The sequence below is a fragment of the Telluria sp. ZB2R32 genome (genome assembly GCF_059685715.1).
In genome coordinates, this window is sequence record NZ_JCASIG010000009.1 from 113,714 (window position 1) to 131,838 (window position 18,125).

The 18,125-nt window shown below is 67.5% G+C and carries 11 protein-coding genes; 8 read left to right on the top strand and 3 right to left on the bottom strand.

Annotated features, from left to right (window positions below; all coding sequences use genetic code 11):
* Positions 1-8: 8 nt before the first annotated feature.
* Genes kdpB through kdpE form a run of 4 tightly spaced genes read left to right on the top strand, consistent with a single transcriptional unit; the run spans position 9 to position 6,209 of the window.
* On the top strand, positions 9-2,174 hold the full coding sequence (gene kdpB, locus AC56LG_RS22465; protein ID WP_497168245.1) for a potassium-transporting ATPase subunit KdpB: 2,166 nt from the start codon (positions 9-11) through the stop codon (positions 2,172-2,174).
* A gap of 24 nt (positions 2,175-2,198) precedes the next feature.
* Positions 2,199-2,792 carry a potassium-transporting ATPase subunit KdpC gene (gene kdpC / locus AC56LG_RS22470; protein ID WP_497168246.1) on the top strand — a complete coding sequence of 198 codons (594 nt, stop codon included), beginning with the start codon at positions 2,199-2,201 and terminating at the stop codon, positions 2,790-2,792.
* Between the two features lie 19 nt (positions 2,793-2,811).
* Positions 2,812-5,511 (top strand): two-component system sensor histidine kinase KdpD, encoded by a 2,700-nt coding sequence (gene kdpD / locus AC56LG_RS22475; protein ID WP_497168247.1) that lies wholly within the window; start codon positions 2,812-2,814, stop codon positions 5,509-5,511.
* Positions 5,508-6,209 carry a two-component system response regulator KdpE gene (kdpE, locus tag AC56LG_RS22480; protein WP_497168248.1) on the top strand — a complete coding sequence of 234 codons (702 nt, stop codon included), beginning with the start codon at positions 5,508-5,510 and terminating at the stop codon, positions 6,207-6,209. Before kdpD ends, kdpE begins: the two co-directional genes overlap by 4 nt.
* A 242-nt stretch (positions 6,210-6,451) precedes the next feature.
* Here the strand turns inward: kdpE and AC56LG_RS22485 are convergent, their stop codons facing one another.
* The gene (locus AC56LG_RS22485; protein ID WP_497168249.1) at positions 6,452-7,909 is read right to left on the bottom strand and encodes a Gfo/Idh/MocA family protein; all 1,458 of its coding nucleotides are present in this window, start codon (positions 7,907-7,909) and stop codon (positions 6,452-6,454) included.
* A 401-nt stretch (positions 7,910-8,310) separates the two neighbouring features.
* Here AC56LG_RS22485 and AC56LG_RS22490 point away from each other — a divergent pair, with 401 nt between their 5' ends.
* Positions 8,311-10,389, top strand: coding sequence for a hybrid sensor histidine kinase/response regulator (locus AC56LG_RS22490; protein ID WP_497168250.1), 2,079 nt, complete (start codon positions 8,311-8,313; stop codon positions 10,387-10,389).
* Positions 10,390-10,399: 10 nt separating this feature from the next.
* Here the strand turns inward: AC56LG_RS22490 and AC56LG_RS22495 are convergent, their stop codons facing one another.
* The gene (locus AC56LG_RS22495; RefSeq protein WP_497168251.1) at positions 10,400-11,161 is read right to left on the bottom strand and encodes a ZIP family metal transporter; all 762 of its coding nucleotides are present in this window, start codon (positions 11,159-11,161) and stop codon (positions 10,400-10,402) included.
* Positions 11,162-11,278: 117 nt separating this feature from the next.
* On the opposite strand from AC56LG_RS22495, the gene AC56LG_RS22500 reads away from it, so the two are divergent.
* The 3 genes from AC56LG_RS22500 to AC56LG_RS22510 all read left to right on the top strand — a co-directional run bounded on the left by AC56LG_RS22500 (position 11,279) and on the right by AC56LG_RS22510 (position 15,231).
* Complete coding sequence (locus tag AC56LG_RS22500; RefSeq protein ID WP_497168252.1) at positions 11,279-12,670, top strand: metallophosphoesterase family protein; 1,392 nt, start codon at positions 11,279-11,281, stop codon at positions 12,668-12,670.
* A gap of 224 nt (positions 12,671-12,894) precedes the next feature.
* Positions 12,895-14,103, top strand: coding sequence for a cation:proton antiporter (locus tag AC56LG_RS22505; protein WP_497168253.1), 1,209 nt, complete (start codon positions 12,895-12,897; stop codon positions 14,101-14,103).
* A 3-nt stretch (positions 14,104-14,106) separates the two neighbouring features.
* Positions 14,107-15,231: a YbdK family carboxylate-amine ligase gene (locus AC56LG_RS22510; protein WP_497168254.1), complete on the top strand. Its 1,125-nt coding sequence runs from the start codon at positions 14,107-14,109 to the stop codon at positions 15,229-15,231.
* Here AC56LG_RS22510 and AC56LG_RS22515 read toward each other — a convergent pair.
* Positions 15,228-18,023: a bifunctional diguanylate cyclase/phosphodiesterase gene (locus AC56LG_RS22515; RefSeq protein WP_497168255.1), complete on the bottom strand. Its 2,796-nt coding sequence runs from the start codon at positions 18,021-18,023 to the stop codon at positions 15,228-15,230. The genes AC56LG_RS22510 and AC56LG_RS22515 overlap by 4 nt on opposite strands.
* Positions 18,024-18,125 lie beyond the last annotated feature (102 nt).

The following is an 18,125-nucleotide window of genomic DNA, read 5'->3' on the forward strand; positions in this document are numbered from 1 at the left end:
AGCCCACGATGTCACAAGAATTGTCGGAATCAGTAATACCCAAAGCAGCGCCCAAAGCAGCGCCCGAAGCAACGCCCGGAACAACGGCGCAGCCCCCGGCGGCAACGCCGCGCAAGGCGCCGACCCTGTTCGATGCCAGCCTGGTCTGGCCCGCGATCGTCGATGCCTTCAGGAAGCTCGACCCACGCACGCAAGTGCGCAGCCCGGTCATGTTCGTGGTGTATGTCGGCAGTATCCTGACGACCTACCTGTATATCCAGTCGCTCGGCAATGCGCCGGAGGACGGCAGTTCCGGGTTCGTCCTGGCGATCGCCGCCTGGCTGTGGTTCACGGTGCTGTTCGCGAACTTCGCCGAGGCGCTGGCCGAGGGCCGCAGCAAGGCCCAGGCGGCCTCGCTGCGCGGCCTGAAGGGCACCGTGATGGCCAAGAAGCTGGCCACGCCCAGGCATGGCACGCCCTGGCTGGCGCTGCCCGGCACCGATCTGCGCAAGGGCAATATCATCCTGGTCGAGGCCGGCGACGTGATCCCGATCGACGGCGAAGTGGTCGAAGGCGTCGCCTCGGTCGACGAGAGCGCCATCACGGGCGAATCGGCGCCGGTGATCCGCGAATCGGGCGGCGATTTCTCCGCCGTGACGGGCGGCACCCGGGTGTTGTCGGACTGGCTGGTGGTACGTGTGTCGGTCAACCCGGGCGAGACCTTCCTCGACCGCATGATCTCGATGGTCGAGGGCGCCAGGCGCCAGAAGACGCCGAACGAGATTGCGCTGACCATCCTGCTGGTCGCCTTGACCATCGTGTTCCTGGTCGTGACCGTGACCCTGCTGCCGTTCTCGCTGTTCAGCGTCGCGGCCGCCGGCAGCGGCAGCCCCGTGAGCGCCACCGTGCTGGTCGCGCTGCTGGTATGCCTGATCCCGACCACCATCGGCGCGCTGCTGTCCTCGATCGGCGTGGCCGGCATGAGCCGCATGATGGGGGCGAACGTGATCGCCACCTCGGGCCGGGCGGTGGAGGCGGCCGGCGACGTCGATGTCCTGCTGCTCGATAAAACCGGCACCATCACGCTCGGCAACCGCCAGGCGGCAGGCTTCTTCCCGGCGCCCGGCGTCACCGAGATGCAGCTGGCCGACGTTGCGCAGCTGGCCTCGCTGGCCGACGAAACGCCGGAAGGCCGCTCGATCGTGGTGCTCGCCAAGCAGAAGTTCGGCATCCGCGAACGCGACATGTCCGCCCTGCAGGCCGTGTTCATTCCGTTCAGCGCCAACACCCGCATGAGCGGCATCGATCTCGGCGCGCGCCAGGTGCGCAAGGGCGCCGCCGAATCCGTGCGCAAGCACGTCGAGACGCTGGGCGAAGCCTGGCCGGCCGCGATGGCGCGCATCGTCGACGAGGTGTCGCGCCGCGGCAGCACGCCGCTGGTGGTGGTCGACGGCGCCCGCGTGATGGGTGTGGTCGAACTCAAGGACATCGTCAAGGGCGGCATCCGCGAACGCTTCGCCGAGCTGCGCCGGATGGGCATCAAGACCGTCATGATCACCGGCGACAACAAGCTGACCGCGGCGGCCATCGCGGCCGAGGCCGGCGTCGACGACTTCCTGGCCGAGGCCACACCCGAGGACAAGCTGAAACTGATCCGCGATTATCAATCGCAGGGCCGGCTGGTGGCCATGACCGGCGACGGCACCAACGACGCCCCGGCGCTGGCCCAGGCCGACGTCGCGGTGGCCATGAACTCGGGCACGCAAGCGGCCAAGGAGGCGGGCAACATGGTCGACCTCGATTCGAACCCGACCAAGCTGCTCGAAATCGTCGAGATCGGCAAGCAGATGCTGATGACGCGCGGCTCGCTGACCACCTTTTCGATCGCCAACGACATCGCCAAGTACTTCGCGATCATTCCGGCGGCCTTTGTCGGCACCTATCCCCAGCTGGAAGCATTGAACGTGATGCGCCTGGCCAGTCCCGACTCGGCCATCATGTCGGCGGTGATCTTCAATGCGCTGATCATCATCGTGCTGATCCCGCTGGCGCTGCGCGGCGTGCGCTATCGCGCGATCGGGGCGCAGGCACTGCTGCGCCGGAATATCCTGATCTATGGCGTGGGCGGTATCATCCTGCCTTTCGTCGGCATCAAGCTGATCGACATGGTGGTGTCGGTCCTGAACCTGGTTTAAGAACCTGTACATAAAGCGAACATCATGAAAAATACCTTGCGTCCCGCATTCGTCCTGTTCGGCGCGCTCACGCTGGTCGTCGGCGTCTTCTACCCGGCACTGGTGACCGGCATGGGCAAGGCCGCCTTCGCCGACGCGGCCGCCGGCAGCCTGATCCTGCATGAGGGGAAAACGGTGGGCTCGCGCCTGATCGGCCAGTCCTTCTCCGCGCCCGGCTACTTCTGGGGCCGGCCGTCGGCCACGGCGCCGGTGGCCAACAACGGCGGCGGCAGTTCCGGCTCCAACCAGGGGCCGCTCAACCCGGCGCTGATCGAGGCGGTGGAGGGCCGCATCGCCGCCCTGCGCGCGGCCGACCCGGGCAATACGGCGCCGGTGCCGGTCGACCTGGTGACGGCGTCCGCGAGCGGGCTCGATCCCGAGATCAGCCTGGCGGCCGCGCGCTACCAGGCGGGCCGCGTGGCGGCGGCGCGCAAACTGCCGCGCGCGGACGTCGCCGCCCTGATCGACCGCCATACTGTCGGGCGCACGCTGGGCTTCCTGGGCGAGCCGCGCGTGAACGTGCTGGCCCTGAACCTGGCCCTGAATTCGGCCCCGAATCCGGCGCCGGCCGGCCGCTGACGCCGCGCGAAAGGATCCGATGTCACCGAACGAAAGCGGGCGCCCCGACCCCGACGCGCTGCTGGCGCAAGTACAGAGCCAGGAGCGCAAGGCTGCGCGCGGGCGGCTGCGCATCTATTTCGGTGCGTCGGCCGGCGTCGGCAAGACCTGGGCCATGCTCGCGGCCGCGCGCAAGCTGCAGGCCGAGGGCGGGGCGCCGCTGGTGGGCGTGGTGGAAACCCATGGGCGCCTGGACACCGCCGCCATGCTCGAAGGGCTCGAGGTGCTGCCGCGCAGGATGCTCGCGCACCGCGGCAATGCCCTGGCCGAATTCGACCTCGACGCCGCGCTGGCGCGCCGTCCGGCGCTGGTGCTGGTGGACGAACTGGCGCATTCGAACGCGCCCGGTTCGCGCCACCCGAAACGCTGGCAGGATGTGGAAGAACTGCTCGACGCCGGCATCGACGTCTTCAGCACCGTCAACGTCCAGCACCTGGAAAGCCTGAACGACGTGGTCGGCGGGATCACCGGGATCCGCGTCGCGGAAACGGTGCCGGACTCGGTGTTCGACGCCGCCGACGAAGTCGTGCTGGTCGACCTGCCCGCCGACGAACTGCTGGCGCGCCTGAAAAGCGGGAAGGTGTACGGGGCGCCCCAGGCCGAACGCGCGGCCAGGAATTTCTTCCGCAAGGGTAACCTGATCGCGCTGCGCGAACTGGCCCTGCGCCGCACCGCCGACCGCATCGAGGACGACGTGCGCGCCTACCGCATCGAACAGTCGATCGACACGGTCTGGAAAACCGGCGGCGCCCTGCTGGCCTGCGTGGGCCCGCGCCCGGGCGCCGAACATGTGGTGCGCAGCACCGCGCGGCTGGCGGGCCAGCTTGGCGTCGACTGGCACGCGGTGTACGTCGAGACCCCGGCACTGGCGCGCCAGACGGCGGCGCGGCGCGAGCAGACCTTGCTGGCCTTGAGGCTGGCGGCCGAGCTGGGCGCGGCGACGGCGGTGCTGGCCGGCGCCGACATCGGCGCCGCGATCGTCGATTACGCGCGCGAGCACAACCTGTCGAAGATCGTCCTGGCGCGCGCCCACAAGACCTGGCCCTGGCGCACCCCGCATGCGCGCCGCATCGCCGCGCTGGCGCCCGACGTCGATCTGATCGAGGTCGGCGCCGCGGCCCACGCTGCGCCTGTCGCGGCTGCGCCGGCGCAGGAAATCGCCAAAGCGCGCAACAGCTGGCTGTCGTACGCCATCGCCGCGGCCAGCAGCCTCGCCGCTGCGCTGCTGGCCACGCCGCTGCTGCCTTACCTCGACCTGGCCAACATCGCCATGCTGTTCCTGCTGGTGGTGGTGCTGGTCGCCGTGCGCCTGGGCCGGCGCGCCTCGGTCGTCGCCACCTGCGTCGGCGTCGCCTGTTTCGACTTTTTCTTCGTCGCGCCGCGCTTTTCGCTGGCCGTCTCCGACCTGCAGTACCTGATCACCTTCGGCGTCATGCTGGCGGTGGGGCTGGTCATCGGCGGGCTGACCGCGGGCCTGCGTTTCCAGGCGCGCGTGGCGGCGCACCGCGAACGGCGTTCGCGCGCCCTCTACGAGTTCGCGCGCGAACTGTCCGGCGCGCTGCAGGCCGAACAGATCTTCGACACCACCCGCGATTTCCTGGGTCGTACCTTCCGCGCCCGGGCGCTGCTGCTCCTGCCCGATGCCGACGGCCGCCTGGTCGCGCCGGAGCAGGACGGCGCCAGCCAGCCGGACCTCGGCATTGCCCAGTGGGCCTTCGACCATGCGGAGGCGGCCGGCCTCGGCACCGGTACCCTGCCGGCCGGTTCCTTCTTCTACCTGCCCCTGGTCGCGCCGATGCGCACGCGCGGCGTGCTCGCGCTCGAACCCGAGCGGCAGCACTGGATCCTGGTCCCGGAACAGCGCACCCAGCTCGATACCTTCGCCGCGCTGGCCGCGATCGCGCTCGAGCGTGTGCACTACATCGAGGTCGCGCAGGGCGCACTGGTCAACATGGAGACCGAACGCCTGCGCAATTCGCTGCTGGCGGCGCTCTCGCACGACCTGCGCACGCCGCTGACCCTGCTGGTGGGCCTGTCCGAATCGCTGGCGCGCTCGAAGCCCGCCCTGGCGCCGGCCCAGATGGAGATGGCGCGCGGCCTGCACGCCGAGTCGCTGCGCATGAGCGCCCTGGTCGCGAACCTGCTCGACATGGCGCGCCTGCAGAGCGGGCAGGTTAAACTGGCGCTCGAGTGGCAGGCGCTGGAGGAGGCCGTGGGCACCGCCTTGCGCCTGATGGCGCCGCAGCTGGCCGGCCACGTCGTCACGACCAGCATCCCGGCCGCCTTCCCGCTGCTGCGCTTCGACGCGGTGCTGCTCGAGCGCGTGCTGTGCAACCTGCTGGAGAACGCCGCGAAGTACACGCCGCAGGGGTCCCGGATCGAAATTCGCGCGGCCCTGCGCGGCGCCATGGCGACCCTGACGGTGGCCGACGACGGGCCCGGCGTGGCCCCGGGGCGTGAGGAGGAAATGTTCGAAAAATTCACGCGCGGCGAGCGCGAGGCGGCGCGCAGCGGGGTTGGCCTTGGCCTGGCGATTTGCCGCGCCATCGTCGACGCGCACGGCGGCAGCATCGCCTGCGCCAGGTCGACGCTGGGCGGCGCCGCCTTCGTCATCAGCCTTCCGCTGGGGCAGCCGCCGGCGCCCTGCGAGCCTGACATGGAAACGAGGACCAACGAATGAACGACATCGCGCCATTGGCCTTGCTGGTGGAAGACGAACCGCAGATCCGCCGCTTCGTGCGCGCCGCGCTGGAGGAAGAGGGCTGGCACGTGCACGAGTCGGCGAGTGTCCAGCGCGGCCTGATCGATGCCGGCACGCGCACGCCGGACCTGGTCATCCTCGACCTGGGCTTGCCGGACGGCGACGGTATCGATTTCATCCACGAAGTGCGTACCTGGTCGGGCGTGCCGGTGATCGTGCTGTCCGCGCGCACCGCCGAGGGCGACAAGATCGCCGCGCTCGACGCCGGCGCCGACGACTATCTCACCAAGCCGTTCGGTGTCGGGGAACTGCAGGCCCGGGTGCGGGCCACGCTGCGGCGGCGGCGCCAGCCTGACCTGGCCGATGCGGGTGTCGTGCGCTTTGGCGACGTCACGGTCGACCTGAAGGACCGGCGCGTGACGAAAGGCGGCGCCGGCGTGCACCTGACGCCGACCGAATTCAGGCTGCTGGCGGTGCTGGTGGCGGGCGCCGGCCGCATGCTCACCAACCCGCAACTGCTGCGCGCCGTGTGGGGGCCGTCGCACCTCGAGGACGGACACTACCTGCGCATCTACATGGGGCACCTGCGCCACAAGCTGGAAGACGATCCGGCGCAGCCGCGGTTTTTATTGACGGAGACGGGAGTGGGCTACCGGCTCGTGACCGCGGCGGGTTGAATGGCGGCCGGGCCTGGATGCATGCATTCCGAGGACGTAGAGTGGACTCCGTCCACGCGTGAACCCCGAGCAGCCAACTGCTGCTCCAGAGCCGGCGCCGCAGGCCCTTCGGATGTTACGCGTGGACGGAGTCCACCCTACGATTTGCGCCATGCTGGCAGCCCGTGATGTCCCATATTAGTGATGGGCTATCAATAATCATACGCCGATTCGTGATGTCACGTCATGAATCCGCCACCGCATCAAGGAATCTTGATCCGGATCGGCATCGGCACCGGCGCGCTGCGGTCCGGCATCGGCGCGCGGTCGGGCGGCGTGAGGCCGGTCACCAGGTCGGCGATGCGTACGGTCTGGCCGGTGGCGAAGCACTTGTTGGCGGCGATGCCGACCAGGGCCGACCAGGCGCCGGCCCGTTCGTCGGAGACGCGCTTGTACTTGTCGGGCGGCGCCTCGCCGAAGATTTCGGTGAGCATGACGTCGTCGCCGCCGCCGTGGCTGCCCTTGCCGCTCCAGGGCGTGATGTCGCGCGCCTGGCCGCGGATCGGGATCACGCGGATCGAGACGTTCTCGTTGCCGCTCTGGACCTTGGCCGCGCCCGCCGCGCCGCCGGATTCGACGATGCGGTGCTCGATGCGGCCCTTGGTGCCGTTGAAGGCGATGTGGTAGCCCTCCCAGGCGTCGTAGGCCGACAGCGCGTAGTTCAGGTGGGCGCCGTTGTCGTAGCGGACCATGACGTTCATCGTGTCTTCGATGTCGATGTCCGGACGCCACACGCAGCGGTCGCGGTAATAGCCGTCGAACCGCTCGTTGTCGAGGTAGAGCGATTTCAGGCCCGGGTCGGCGGCGAGGTCGAAGTAGAAGCTGCACTTCTGCTTTTCCGGGCACGTCAGGCAACGCTCGTGCGGGCCGGACAGGCCCATGCGGCGCGCCGTTTCCGGCGTGTAGAACTGGCGCGAGCCGAAGGCATGAACGCTTTCCGGCTGGGCGCCGAGCCACCAGTTGACCAGGTCGAAGTGGTGGGTCGACTTGTGCACCATCAGGCCGCCCGAATTGGCCTTGTTGGCGTGCCAGCGGCGGAAGTAGTCGGCGCCGTGCACGGTATTCAGCAACCAGGTGAAGTCGACCGAGATCACGTCGCCGATCTCGCCCGACATCAGCAGATCCTTGATCTGGGTGCGCGGCGGCGAGTAGCGGTAGTTGAAGGTGACGCGGATGTGGCGCCCGCTGCGCTTGACGGCGTCGAGGATGCGCTGCGCCTTTTCGGCGGTGGTCGTCATCGGCTTTTCGGTGATCACGTCGCAGCCGGCGTCGAGCGCGCGCACGATGTAGTCGTCGTGGCTGGCGTCGGTGGTGGTGACGATCACGTACTGCGGCTTCGTTTCCTTGATCATGCGCTCGAAATCGGTAGCCGCAAAGGCGAGCGGCGCGCTCTTGCCGGTGGCGGTGATGGTCTTCACCGCGAGCGCGGCGCGCCCGGCGTTGCGGTCGCAGATGCCGACGATCTCGTTGTTGTCGCTGAACTTGTCGGTGATGGCGCGCGTGAACATGCGCGCGCGCGAGCCGACGCCGACGACCGCATAGCGCTTGCGCGACGACGATGTCGCCGACCATGCCGGTGCGCCCGCCAGCAGCAGGCCAGCCGCGCCGGCCGCCTTCAATGCCGCGCGCCGGTCGAAGGTGCGCCCATTCTCTCCATTCATTTCGGTCTCCTGTCGTTGTCATGGGGCAGTGCGAATGCGCCTTGCGCCTTGAACTGCTCAGGCCGATAGTAGCGCTGGAGGTCAAAAGTGGCAAGACCACTTTATTATTTGGTTGGACAGGAAGGCTGAAGGTGAACTGACCGGATCATCGGATGCGATGTCAATTTCGACAAATAAAGCAGATATGGTGGACAGGAATGCAACGCAAGGCATGCAGGCCCGCCTTGATTCCAGGAAATCGGTAAAATTACGGCAGTTCGCTGTCCCGCATTCCGATTCATGACGATGGCATGCATCGGGTCGGCGGGACTTCCGCGACATCTACAGAGACAGGCGCAATGCGTTGCCGGCAGCCGGCACCCAACAGCCTGGCATTCCTGACAAGCACGAAAGATCGTTACATGTTGTGGTTTCAATTCGGGCCTGCCGCAGCAGGCATGCTCGGCGGGTTCGGCCTTGGGGTGTTGACCTGCATCCTCCTGGCGAGGCGCCGGGCTGGCGCCGTGGCGCCAGGGTTGCGCGTCGACGAACGCCGCGAAGACCTCGCGACCCGGCTGGAAGCCTTCAAGGACATCATCGACGCCGCGGGAATCGGCACGTTTTTCTGGGACCTGAAAAGCGACACCGTGCGCTGGTCGGGTCATCATTACACCATCTTCGACTGGCCGGTCGCCGCGCCCGACGCCCCCGTCTCGCATGCGATGTTCCGGGACCGCCTGCATCCGGACGACGTCGCGGCGGTCGATGCCGCGATCGGGGATGCGCTGCGGGACGGCACCGGTTACCAGCTTCGATTCCGGCTATGCCTGCCCAATGCCAGGATCCGGCATGTGCATGGCAGCGGGCGCGTCATCTTCCACAAGGACGGCACGCCCGCCGGCATCAATGGCGCCGTGATCGACGTCAGCCAGGCTGCCGAGGCGCAGCATGCCACGCGCCAGCGCGAGCTCGATTTTGCCGCGTTCGCCGCCAACCTGCCCGACGTCGTCGGCCGCTTCGACCGCGAGCGGCGCTGCCTGTCGATGTCGCCGCGCATCGAGGCACTGACCGGTTACGCCCCCGGGTACTTCGTCGGTAAACGTTTCGACGAACCGGGCATGGAGCCGCTTCTTGCACGGCGCTGGGACGCCGTGCTGGAAGATGTCGTGCGCAACAAGCGCGCGCGCGAGTTCGACTACGGCTACACCGACCAGTACGGCAAGGAGCGCTTTTTCATCACGCGCGTGTTCCCGTCGATCGACCAGGACGGAAACGTCGATACTGTCATGACGGTGTCGACCGATCACACCGAGCGCGAACGCGATGCGCGGCGCGTGCGTGCCGACGGGGTGCAGTTGCAGGAAGCCGACGTCCGCAAGAACGAGTATCTGGCGACCCTGGCGCACGAGCTGCGCGGGCCGCTGGCCCCGATCTCGTCGGCGGCGCAGCTGATCAAATTCTCCAGGGACCGCGACGTGCGCAGCCGCGCACGCGAAGTCATCGAGCGCCAGGTAAAGCAACTGGCGCACCTGGTCGACGACTTGATGGAAGTCGGGCGCATCAGTTCGGGGAAACTGGAAATCGACCATGAACCCGTGGTGCTCCAGCACGTCCTCACGCAGGCAATCGAAAGCGTCCAGCCTGCGTTCAGGCAGAAAGAGCAGCCGCTGAGCTGGACCGCGCCGGAGGAACCGGTATGGATCAAGGGCGATGCGCTGCGCCTGATCCAGGTATTCGGCAACCTGCTGACGAATGCGTCGAAATATTCGCCGGCGCAGGCGCCGGTATCGATCCGCTGCCATATCGACGGACAGACGGCCACCATCGATGTATGCGACCAGGGCATCGGTCTTGCCGCCGCGTCGATCGACGACGTCTTCGGCCTGTTCACGCAGGTGCACGCCACCGGCATCCATGCGCAGGGTGGCCTCGGCATCGGCCTGAACCTGGTGAAGCAGCTGGTCGGACTGCACGGCGGGGCGGTGTCCGCGGCGAGCGAGGGATTGGACAAGGGGAGCTGCTTTACGGTGGTACTGCCACGCATGGATGCGCCGGCAGATGCCGCCCCGGCGGCCGCCGAGGACACGTCGACGGCCGGGGCGCTGCACGTCCTGGTCGTCGACGACAACGTCGATGGCGCGACCACGCTGGCGCTGCTGCTCGAGGCGCTCGGCCATACGTCGGTCCTGGCGTTCAACGGGCTCGATGGCGTGGCGCTGGCGGCATCCGAGCCGATCGACATGGCCTTCCTCGACCTCGGGCTGCCGGACATCAGCGGTATCCAGGTGGCGCTCAGGATCCGGGGAAGTGCGCAGGGGCGTCGATTGCCATTGATCGCGCTTACCGGCCTGGGCCGCGACGAGGACCGCGGCATGACCTCGGCCGCGCGCTTCGACGAGCACCTGACCAAACCGCTGGACATTGCCGACCTGCTGCGCATCACGCGCGACGTGGCCAACCGGCGCGACGCGGCGACGGGCGCCGACACGCCGGCCGCGTGAGGCGGTCCGCTTACGCCCCCATCTTGCTGAGTGCGAACGCCGCCAGGAAACCCATCACCGTGATCAGGCCGGCGAAATCGTGGGCTTCGTCGAAGGCTTCGGGGATCATGGTGTCGGCCAGCATCGCCAGGATGGCCCCGGCCGCCACCGCCGTGGTGGCCGCGACGGTGGCCGCCGAGACGCCTTCGAACAGCGTGTAACCGGCCAGTGCCGACAGGCCCGAGGCGAGCGCGATCGCGCCCCAGATGCCGAAGATGTAGCCGGCGCTGCGTCCGGCCTTTTTCATGCCGGCCGCGCTCGACAAGCCTTCGGGCACGTTCGACAGGAAGATCGCCGCCACCGCCACCAGGCTGACCTTGCCGCCGCCCAGCATCGACAGGCCGATCACGATCGATTCCGGGATGCCGTCGAGCAGGGCGCCCACCGCGATCGCGCTGCCGCTGCCGCCATGTTCCGCCTCGCTCGGCTGGCCGCCGGAGCGCTTGCGGTGGCGCGCGCCGCCATGGGCCAGCCACCAGTTGGCCAGCGTGTAGACCGTGGCGCCGGCCAGGAAGCCGAGCGCGGTCGCGCGAAAGCCGCCGGTCTTGAAGGCCTCGTCCATCAGCTCGAACGACAGCGCGGAAATCAGCACGCCGCTGCCGAAGGCCATGATCCCCGCCACCAGGCGCGGCGGCACCGCCACCCGGTAGCCGACAAAGGCGCCGATCAACAAGGCGGCGCCGGCCACCAATCCCCACCATCCCGCTTGCAGCCACATCGGTATCTGTTCCATCGCCTCTCCTGTTATTTTGTCAAAATGTTACGCGCAAGCGGAAAACGGCCGCGTTCGCCTCGACTTCGCGCTGTCATATGGCTGTGATACATTCGCAACTTTTGCACGGAGATGCCCATGAGCCGGATTTTTACCCTGCCGATGGCGGCATTATCGTCAGCACTGCTGTTGGCGGGCTGCGCCGGCCTGGTGACCGACCCCGGTCCGGACGACGTCGCCTTTGTCGTGATCGGCGAAGACGGCGCGGCGACGGCGCGCCTGATCACGACCGCGTCCGCCTGCCCGCCGCTGGTGGTCGACAACCGCGCCATGCCGATGCGGGTGCGCGTGCCCAGGTCGAGCATTCCGGCGCGACCCGGCCAGCCGCACACGCCGCCGTCCAGTGCGATGCTGACGTGCGAGGCGCCGGTCGCACTCGGTGCCGCGACTGCCAGCGTGGCCGGCCTCGATTTGCCGGTGCCGCGCGCCGAACCGCGCCGGATCGTCGTCATCGGCGACACCGGTTGCCGCCTGAAGGGTAAAGAGGCCCAGGACTGCAACGACCCCGCGCGCTTTCCGTTCGCGCAGGTCGCGGCGCGTGCTGCCCAATTCAAGCCCGACCTGGTGATCCACGTCGGCGACTACCATTACCGCGAAGACCCATGCCCGGCGGGCCAGGCCGGTTGCGCCGGCAGTCCCTACGGCTACGGCTACGATGCCTGGGCGGCCGACTTCTTCACGCCGGCGCGCAAGCTGTTTACCGCCGCACCCTGGGTGCTGGCGCGCGGCAACCATGAAAACTGCAGCCGCGCCGGCCAGGGCTGGTGGCGCTGGCTCGACCCGCGCCCGTTCGAGTCCGGGCGCGATTGCGACCGGCCCGCCGACGACGCACGCGGCGAACACAGCGATCCGTACGCGGTGCCGCTCGGCGGTGGGGCGCAGCTGATCGTGTTCGACACCGCCAACACCAACTACAAGGGGCTGCCGCAAACCGATCCGCGCCGCGCCGCGTATGCCGACAGCTACCGCAAGATCGCCGCGCTGGCGCGGAACGCGCGCTACAACATCGGCGTCGACCACCATCCGCTGTTCGCCTTCGGCGCCAACCGCGACGCCAAGACCGGCGAGATCACCCTGTTCGGCGGCGACCGCGGCCTGCTCGACGCGTTTGGCGACGTCGATCCCGGCTTCCTGCCGCCTTCGATCTCGATGCTGCTGTCGGGCCACGTGCACCTGTGGCAGCAGACGAGCTTCGCGAGCGCGCATCCGACCCAGTTCGTGGCCGGCTTTTCCGGCACGTCCGAGGATACCGTACCGCTGCCGGCCGCGCCGCCGCCGGGCGTGAGTCCGGCACCCGGCGCCATCGTCGAACACATGAGTTCCTGGATCGACGGCTTCGGCTTCATGACGCTGGAGCGTACCGGGCCAGACGCCTGGCTGGCGAAGGTGTGGGATCTCGACGGACGCGAGCGCAACAGCTGTAGGGTGGAGGGGAAGAAATCACGTTGCGCGGTGGCGCAGGTACGCTAGAGCAAGTCCGGCGTGCATACGTTCGCACAAATATAGTTGCTAATAGAATATATCTCAGGCAATATAGCCTTGTTTCGAGCACCATCCTTCGGATGGGCGCCCGATCAGCAGCGAGACGTTCACGCGACTCTTTTGAGCCCCCGGGCCTTCCGGGGGCTGTTTTTTGCGGAGAGCGCGCCGCCCTGGCGCCAATGTATTTCTCCCGCCCATCGAGGAGGATATCCATGCCCGAATCTCTGCCCAACTACGCCGATCTCGGCCTGCAACTTGCCTGGCCGCTGGCCATCGCCCTGGCCTGGATGGCAGGCGAACTGATCTTCCGCTGGACCGCGCTGCCGCGCATCGCCGTCTACGGCCTCGGCGGCTTCGTGTTCGGCAACCTGGCCGCCGGCTACCTGCCGCCGTCCGAATCGAAGAACTTCATGCTGTTGGCGAACCTGGGCTTCGGCCTGATCCTGTTCGAACTCGGCTACCGCATCAACCTGCGCTGGCTGCGCAGCAATCCCTGGATCGTCGCCACCTCGGTGCTGGAAGCGGCGCTGACCTTCGCCGCCGTCTACGTGGTCGCCGGCCTGTTCGGCATGGAGCGCCTGCCGGCCGCGCTGACCGCCTCGCTGGCGATGTCGAGTTCGCCGGCCGGCCTGCTGCGCGTGTTGAACGAGCAGGGCGCGGCCGGCCAGGTGACCGAGCGCGCCATGCACCTGACCGCGCTGAACTGCGTGATGGCCGTGTTCACCTTCAACGTGGTGGTCGGCATCGGCGTGTTCCAGACTTCCGGCGACCTGGCCCATGCGGCCGGCAGCAGCCTGCTGGTGCTGGGCGCATCGAGCGTGCTGGGCGCCCTGTTCGGTGCGCTGGTGCCGCTGTGGCTGCGGAGGATGGCCGTCATGCGCGACGCTGCCCGCGACGCCACGCTCGCCTTTGCGCTGGCCGTGGTGCTGCTGGTGGCGGCGACCACCGTGCTGCAGTTCTCGCCGGTGCTGGCGGCATTGACCTTCGGTCTGGTGGCGCGCCACCGCCGCATCGCCCTGTCGCCGGCGCAGCGCAATTTCGGCGTGCTGGGCGACCTGCTGGCCGTGCTGATGTTCTTCTTTGTCGCCACCAAGGTCGAGGTCGAGCACCTGGGCGGTGGCATCGCCCTCGGCCTGCTGCTGGTGGTCGTGCGCGGCGTGGTCAAAGTCGGCGTGTGCACGGCCTTTGCCCGCGCGTCCGGCATCTCGTCGAAAAAGGGCGCGCTGTCGGGACTGGCGCTCACGCCAATGGCGGTGTTCGCCATCCTGCTGATGGAGCAGACGCGCTGGATCGGCGTCAATCTGTTCGACAGCCTGGCGCCGCTGGCGGCGGTGATGCTGCTGCTCGACGTGCTCGGGCCGATCCTGACCCAGCGCGCCGTCGTCTGGGCCAACGAAACCCGCAACACCAAGGAGGCGTAAATCATGGCACTGCCACCATTCGCACAATCGCATTCGCTGACCATGGGCGTCGAACTCGAACTGCAGCTGGTCAGCCTGTCCGACTTCGACCTCGTCGCGGCCTCGCCCGACATGCTCGAACTGCTGGAACGGGCGCCGTTTCCCGGCAACGTCACGCCCGAGATCACCGAGAGCATGCTCGAGATTAATTCGAGCGTGCACACCCACCATGGCGAGCTGCTCAAGGAGTTGCGCGAGATCCGCGACACGCTGCTGCGCGCCGGCGACCGCCTGAACGTCGGCATCTGCGGCGGCGGCACGCATCCGTTCCAGCAGTGGTCGCAACGTAAAATCTTTTCCAAGCCGCGCTTTCGCGAAGTGTCGGCGCTGTACGGCTACCTCGCCAAGCAGTTCACGGTGTTCGGCCAGCACGTGCACATCGGCTGCGCCTCGGGCGACCAGGCCCTGTACCTGCTGCACGCGCTGAACCGCTACATCCCGCATTTCATCGCGCTGTCGAGTTCCTCGCCCTTCCTGCAGGGCAGCGATACCCAGTTCAACTCGGCGCGCCTGAATAGCGTGTTCGCCTTTCCGCTGTCCGGGCGGGCGCCCTTCATCCTCAGCTGGGAAGCCTTCGAGCGCGATTATTTCCGGCGCATGGAGAACACGGGCATCGTGCGCAGCATGAAGGACTTTTATTGGGACCTGCGCCCCAAGCCGGAATACGGCACCATCGAACTGCGCGTCTGCGACACGCCGCTGACGGTCGAGCGCGCGGCCGCGCTGGCCTGCTACCTGCAGGCGCTGTGCCGCTATCTGCTGGAAGGGAACGAGCCGCCGCCGCTGGAAGACGACTACCTGGTCTACAACTACAACCGCTTCCAGGCTTGCCGCTTCGGCCTCGACGGCACCCTGGTGCACCCGCAAAGCCACGAAACGATCTCGCTGCGCGAAGACATCCTCACCACCCTGCGCCGCCTGGAACCGCATGCGAAAGCGCTCGACAGCGAAGCGGCGCTGGACCACCTCTACCGCGAGACGCATACCGGCAGCGATGCCCAGACGCTGCGCAACGCGTATGCGGAGGCGGGCAGTACCGAGGGGATTGTCGATGCGGCGTTGCGGCGGTTCAGGGCGGACGCCGACTAGCCTGCGCAGGATGCGGCGCCATCCGGCCGTCGCGAACGCGCACGTCGTGCCATCGCCTCGAGCGCCGGTGCAGCCAGCGGTCGGCTGAAGTAGTATCCCTGGCCCAACTGGCAGCCGCGTTCGCGCAGGTAGTGCCAGGCCGCCTCGGTCTCGATCCCTTCCGCCACCAGTTCCAGGGACAGGCTCTTGCCCAGTGCGATCACCGCATCGATGACGGCGCGGCTGGTGTGGTCGCTGTCGATCCTGCGCACGAACGACTGGTCGATCTTGAGCTTGTCGATGGGGAGGCTGGAGAGGGTCGCGAGACTTGAATAGCCGGTGCCGAAATCGTCGAGGGCGATGCGCACGCCCAGGGCTTTCAGTTCGTGCAGGATGGCGACCGCTTCTCCCAGGTTTTCCATCACCGCCGTTTCCGTCAGCTCGATCGTCACGTCGTTCGGATCGACCCCGGATGTGCAGACCAGTGCGTGTACGCGGGCAGCGAAGTGCGGGCGTGCGAACTGGAGGGGCGAGACGTTAATGGAGATGCTCAGGGGCAGGCCGGCCTCCCTCCATGCCACCTGTTGCCGGCATGCCTCGCGCGCAACCCAGTCCCCGAGCGGGGCGATCAGGCCGCAAGCCTCGGCGACCGGAACGAAGGCGGCGGGCCCGAGGGCGGGACTGATGCCGTCTTCAAGTCGTACCAGTGCCTCGATTCCGACCATGACGCCGCTGTCGAGTTCGACGATTGGCTGGTAGTGCAGGGCAAGCCCCCCCTGGTCGATTGCGGCCTGCAGGCGGCGCTCGACATTCAGGACGAACCGAGCCCGGTCGTCCATCTCCGGTGCGTAGTGGGCGAAGCCGCGGCCACCTTGCCGCTTCATTTGCAGCATGGCCATGTCGGCCGCGTGCACCAGGGCGCCGGGTACCTTGCCGTGTTCGGGGAATCGGCTGATCCCGATACAAGCTGACAGGTTGACCTCGATCTTGCCGACCCGGATCGGGCCCTCGATCGACCGGATGATGGCGCGCGCCATGTCGTCGGCCTGGTGTGGGCTCGTTCCGCGGTTGACCAGTATGGCGATGAATTCGTCGCCGCCGAAACGCGCCAGCAAGTCGTGCGCACGCAGGCAGGACTTGACCCGGAACGCCACTTCTTGCAGGACACGATCACCTGCTTCATGCCCGTGCAGGTCGTTGACCGGCTTGAAGCGGTCGAGGTCGATGCACAGGAGCGCGCCGCCGGCTGCGCCGGCACGCACCTGTTCGAGGTGTCGCTGCAAAAATTCCAGGGCATGGCTGCGGTTGGCCAGTGCTGTCAGCGCATCGTGGGTGGCTGCCCAGCGTACGGCCTGCTCGGCCTTGCGACGCTCGGCAATGTCGCGCGCGGCCGCGTGCATCAGCCATTCGCCGCGGTGCTGCAATACGGTCGCGCTGATTTCGACCGGAAAGGTCGACCCGTCCTTGCAGGTCAAGACGCGTTCGAAAGGAGGGGGTGGCGCCACGCGGCACTGTGCAAATACCGCCTGCAGGCTCTCGACGCTGGTTGCTGGGTCGATCCGGAACAGCGTCATATCCATCAGCTCATCGTCCGTATAGCCCAGGCGCGCACGCGCCATCCGGTTGGCGTAGCGGAGCCTGCCCTGGTGATCCACCAGCAGCAGCATCTGGTTGGCATGCTCGCTGAAAAACTTGAACTGTTCCAGCTCCTCTTGCTGTAATCGCAACGCGGCCTCGCGTTCCTCCAGAAGCGTCGCTGCGCGCTCGATCGCCGCGCCGACTTCGGCGCTCTCGCTCAGGTGAACCGTCGCCATTGCCAAGGGCTTGCCGGCGCCGAGCGCTGTCGCCGGTGCGATCAACGCATGGAAAGAGTTTGCGATGTGCCGGCTCACGCGTCGCGCCAGCAGCATCCCCGCGGCGAACAGGAGCCCGACAGTGGCGCCAAGCACAGCAAGTTTCCAGCGCAGGGGAGCGATCAGGTCCGCGCGCGGCACGCCGACGATGGTCGTGTAGCCGGTCTGCGGCGAACGCCAGAAAGCCGTAAGGTTCGGGACACCGTCGCGCGTGACCGTGTCGAGCGTACCGGCGGCGTGCCGCGCAATCGCAGCGCGCAGGTTGTCTGAAGCGCGCTGGCCCAACAGGGCCTGGTTGCGGCTGCGCGCCGCGATCAGGCCGCGCGGATCGATCAGGCTGGCGAGCCATCCCGGGCGCAGGTCTCGGGCGACCAGCATCGCATTGAGCCGGCTGGAGGGAATGTCGATCCCCAGCGAATACACGATGCGGCCTTCGCGCATCACCGGAACGTGAGCGACGATGAAGCTGGCGCCTGCTGCACTGTCGTGATGGAAGTCGGAGATAACAGGCTTTCCATAGCGGAATACCTGGGACGCCGCCGCGGCGCCGGCGGCGCTTGGGAGCGCGGCGCGTCCTTGCTGCGAAATGCCGAGCAAGCGGCTGCCATCCTTTGTGTACAGCGCGACGTTGCTGCCCAGGCCCGCAGCGGAAATGGCTTGGGCGGAACGGGCTGCAAATGCGCCGATATCGTTCGATGACAGGCCTTTGGCGCGGCTGAGTGCAAGGGCCAGGGCTTGTGTACGCAGGATATGGGTATCGATCTCCTTGCCAAGCGAGCGTGCGATATCCGACGTCTCCTGACGCAGGCGCGCGCGCTCTTCGCGATACTCGACAAGCAAAAAGATCGCGCTGCCGACAATGCCCGGGAGAAGGCAGGCGAGCACAAGGCGGTTCAGCAAGGTGCGAACCGGGCGAAGCGGTCTGGTCAGGTGCTGGCGTGGCATGAATGCGGCTTGCATTAAAATTACTTAAGAGCAATTATCATCATAGCGTTAAACGCGGCGGCCGCCTATTTATCTCACCGTAACTGTTTACTTGGCGCCACGGTTGCTCCACGCTCG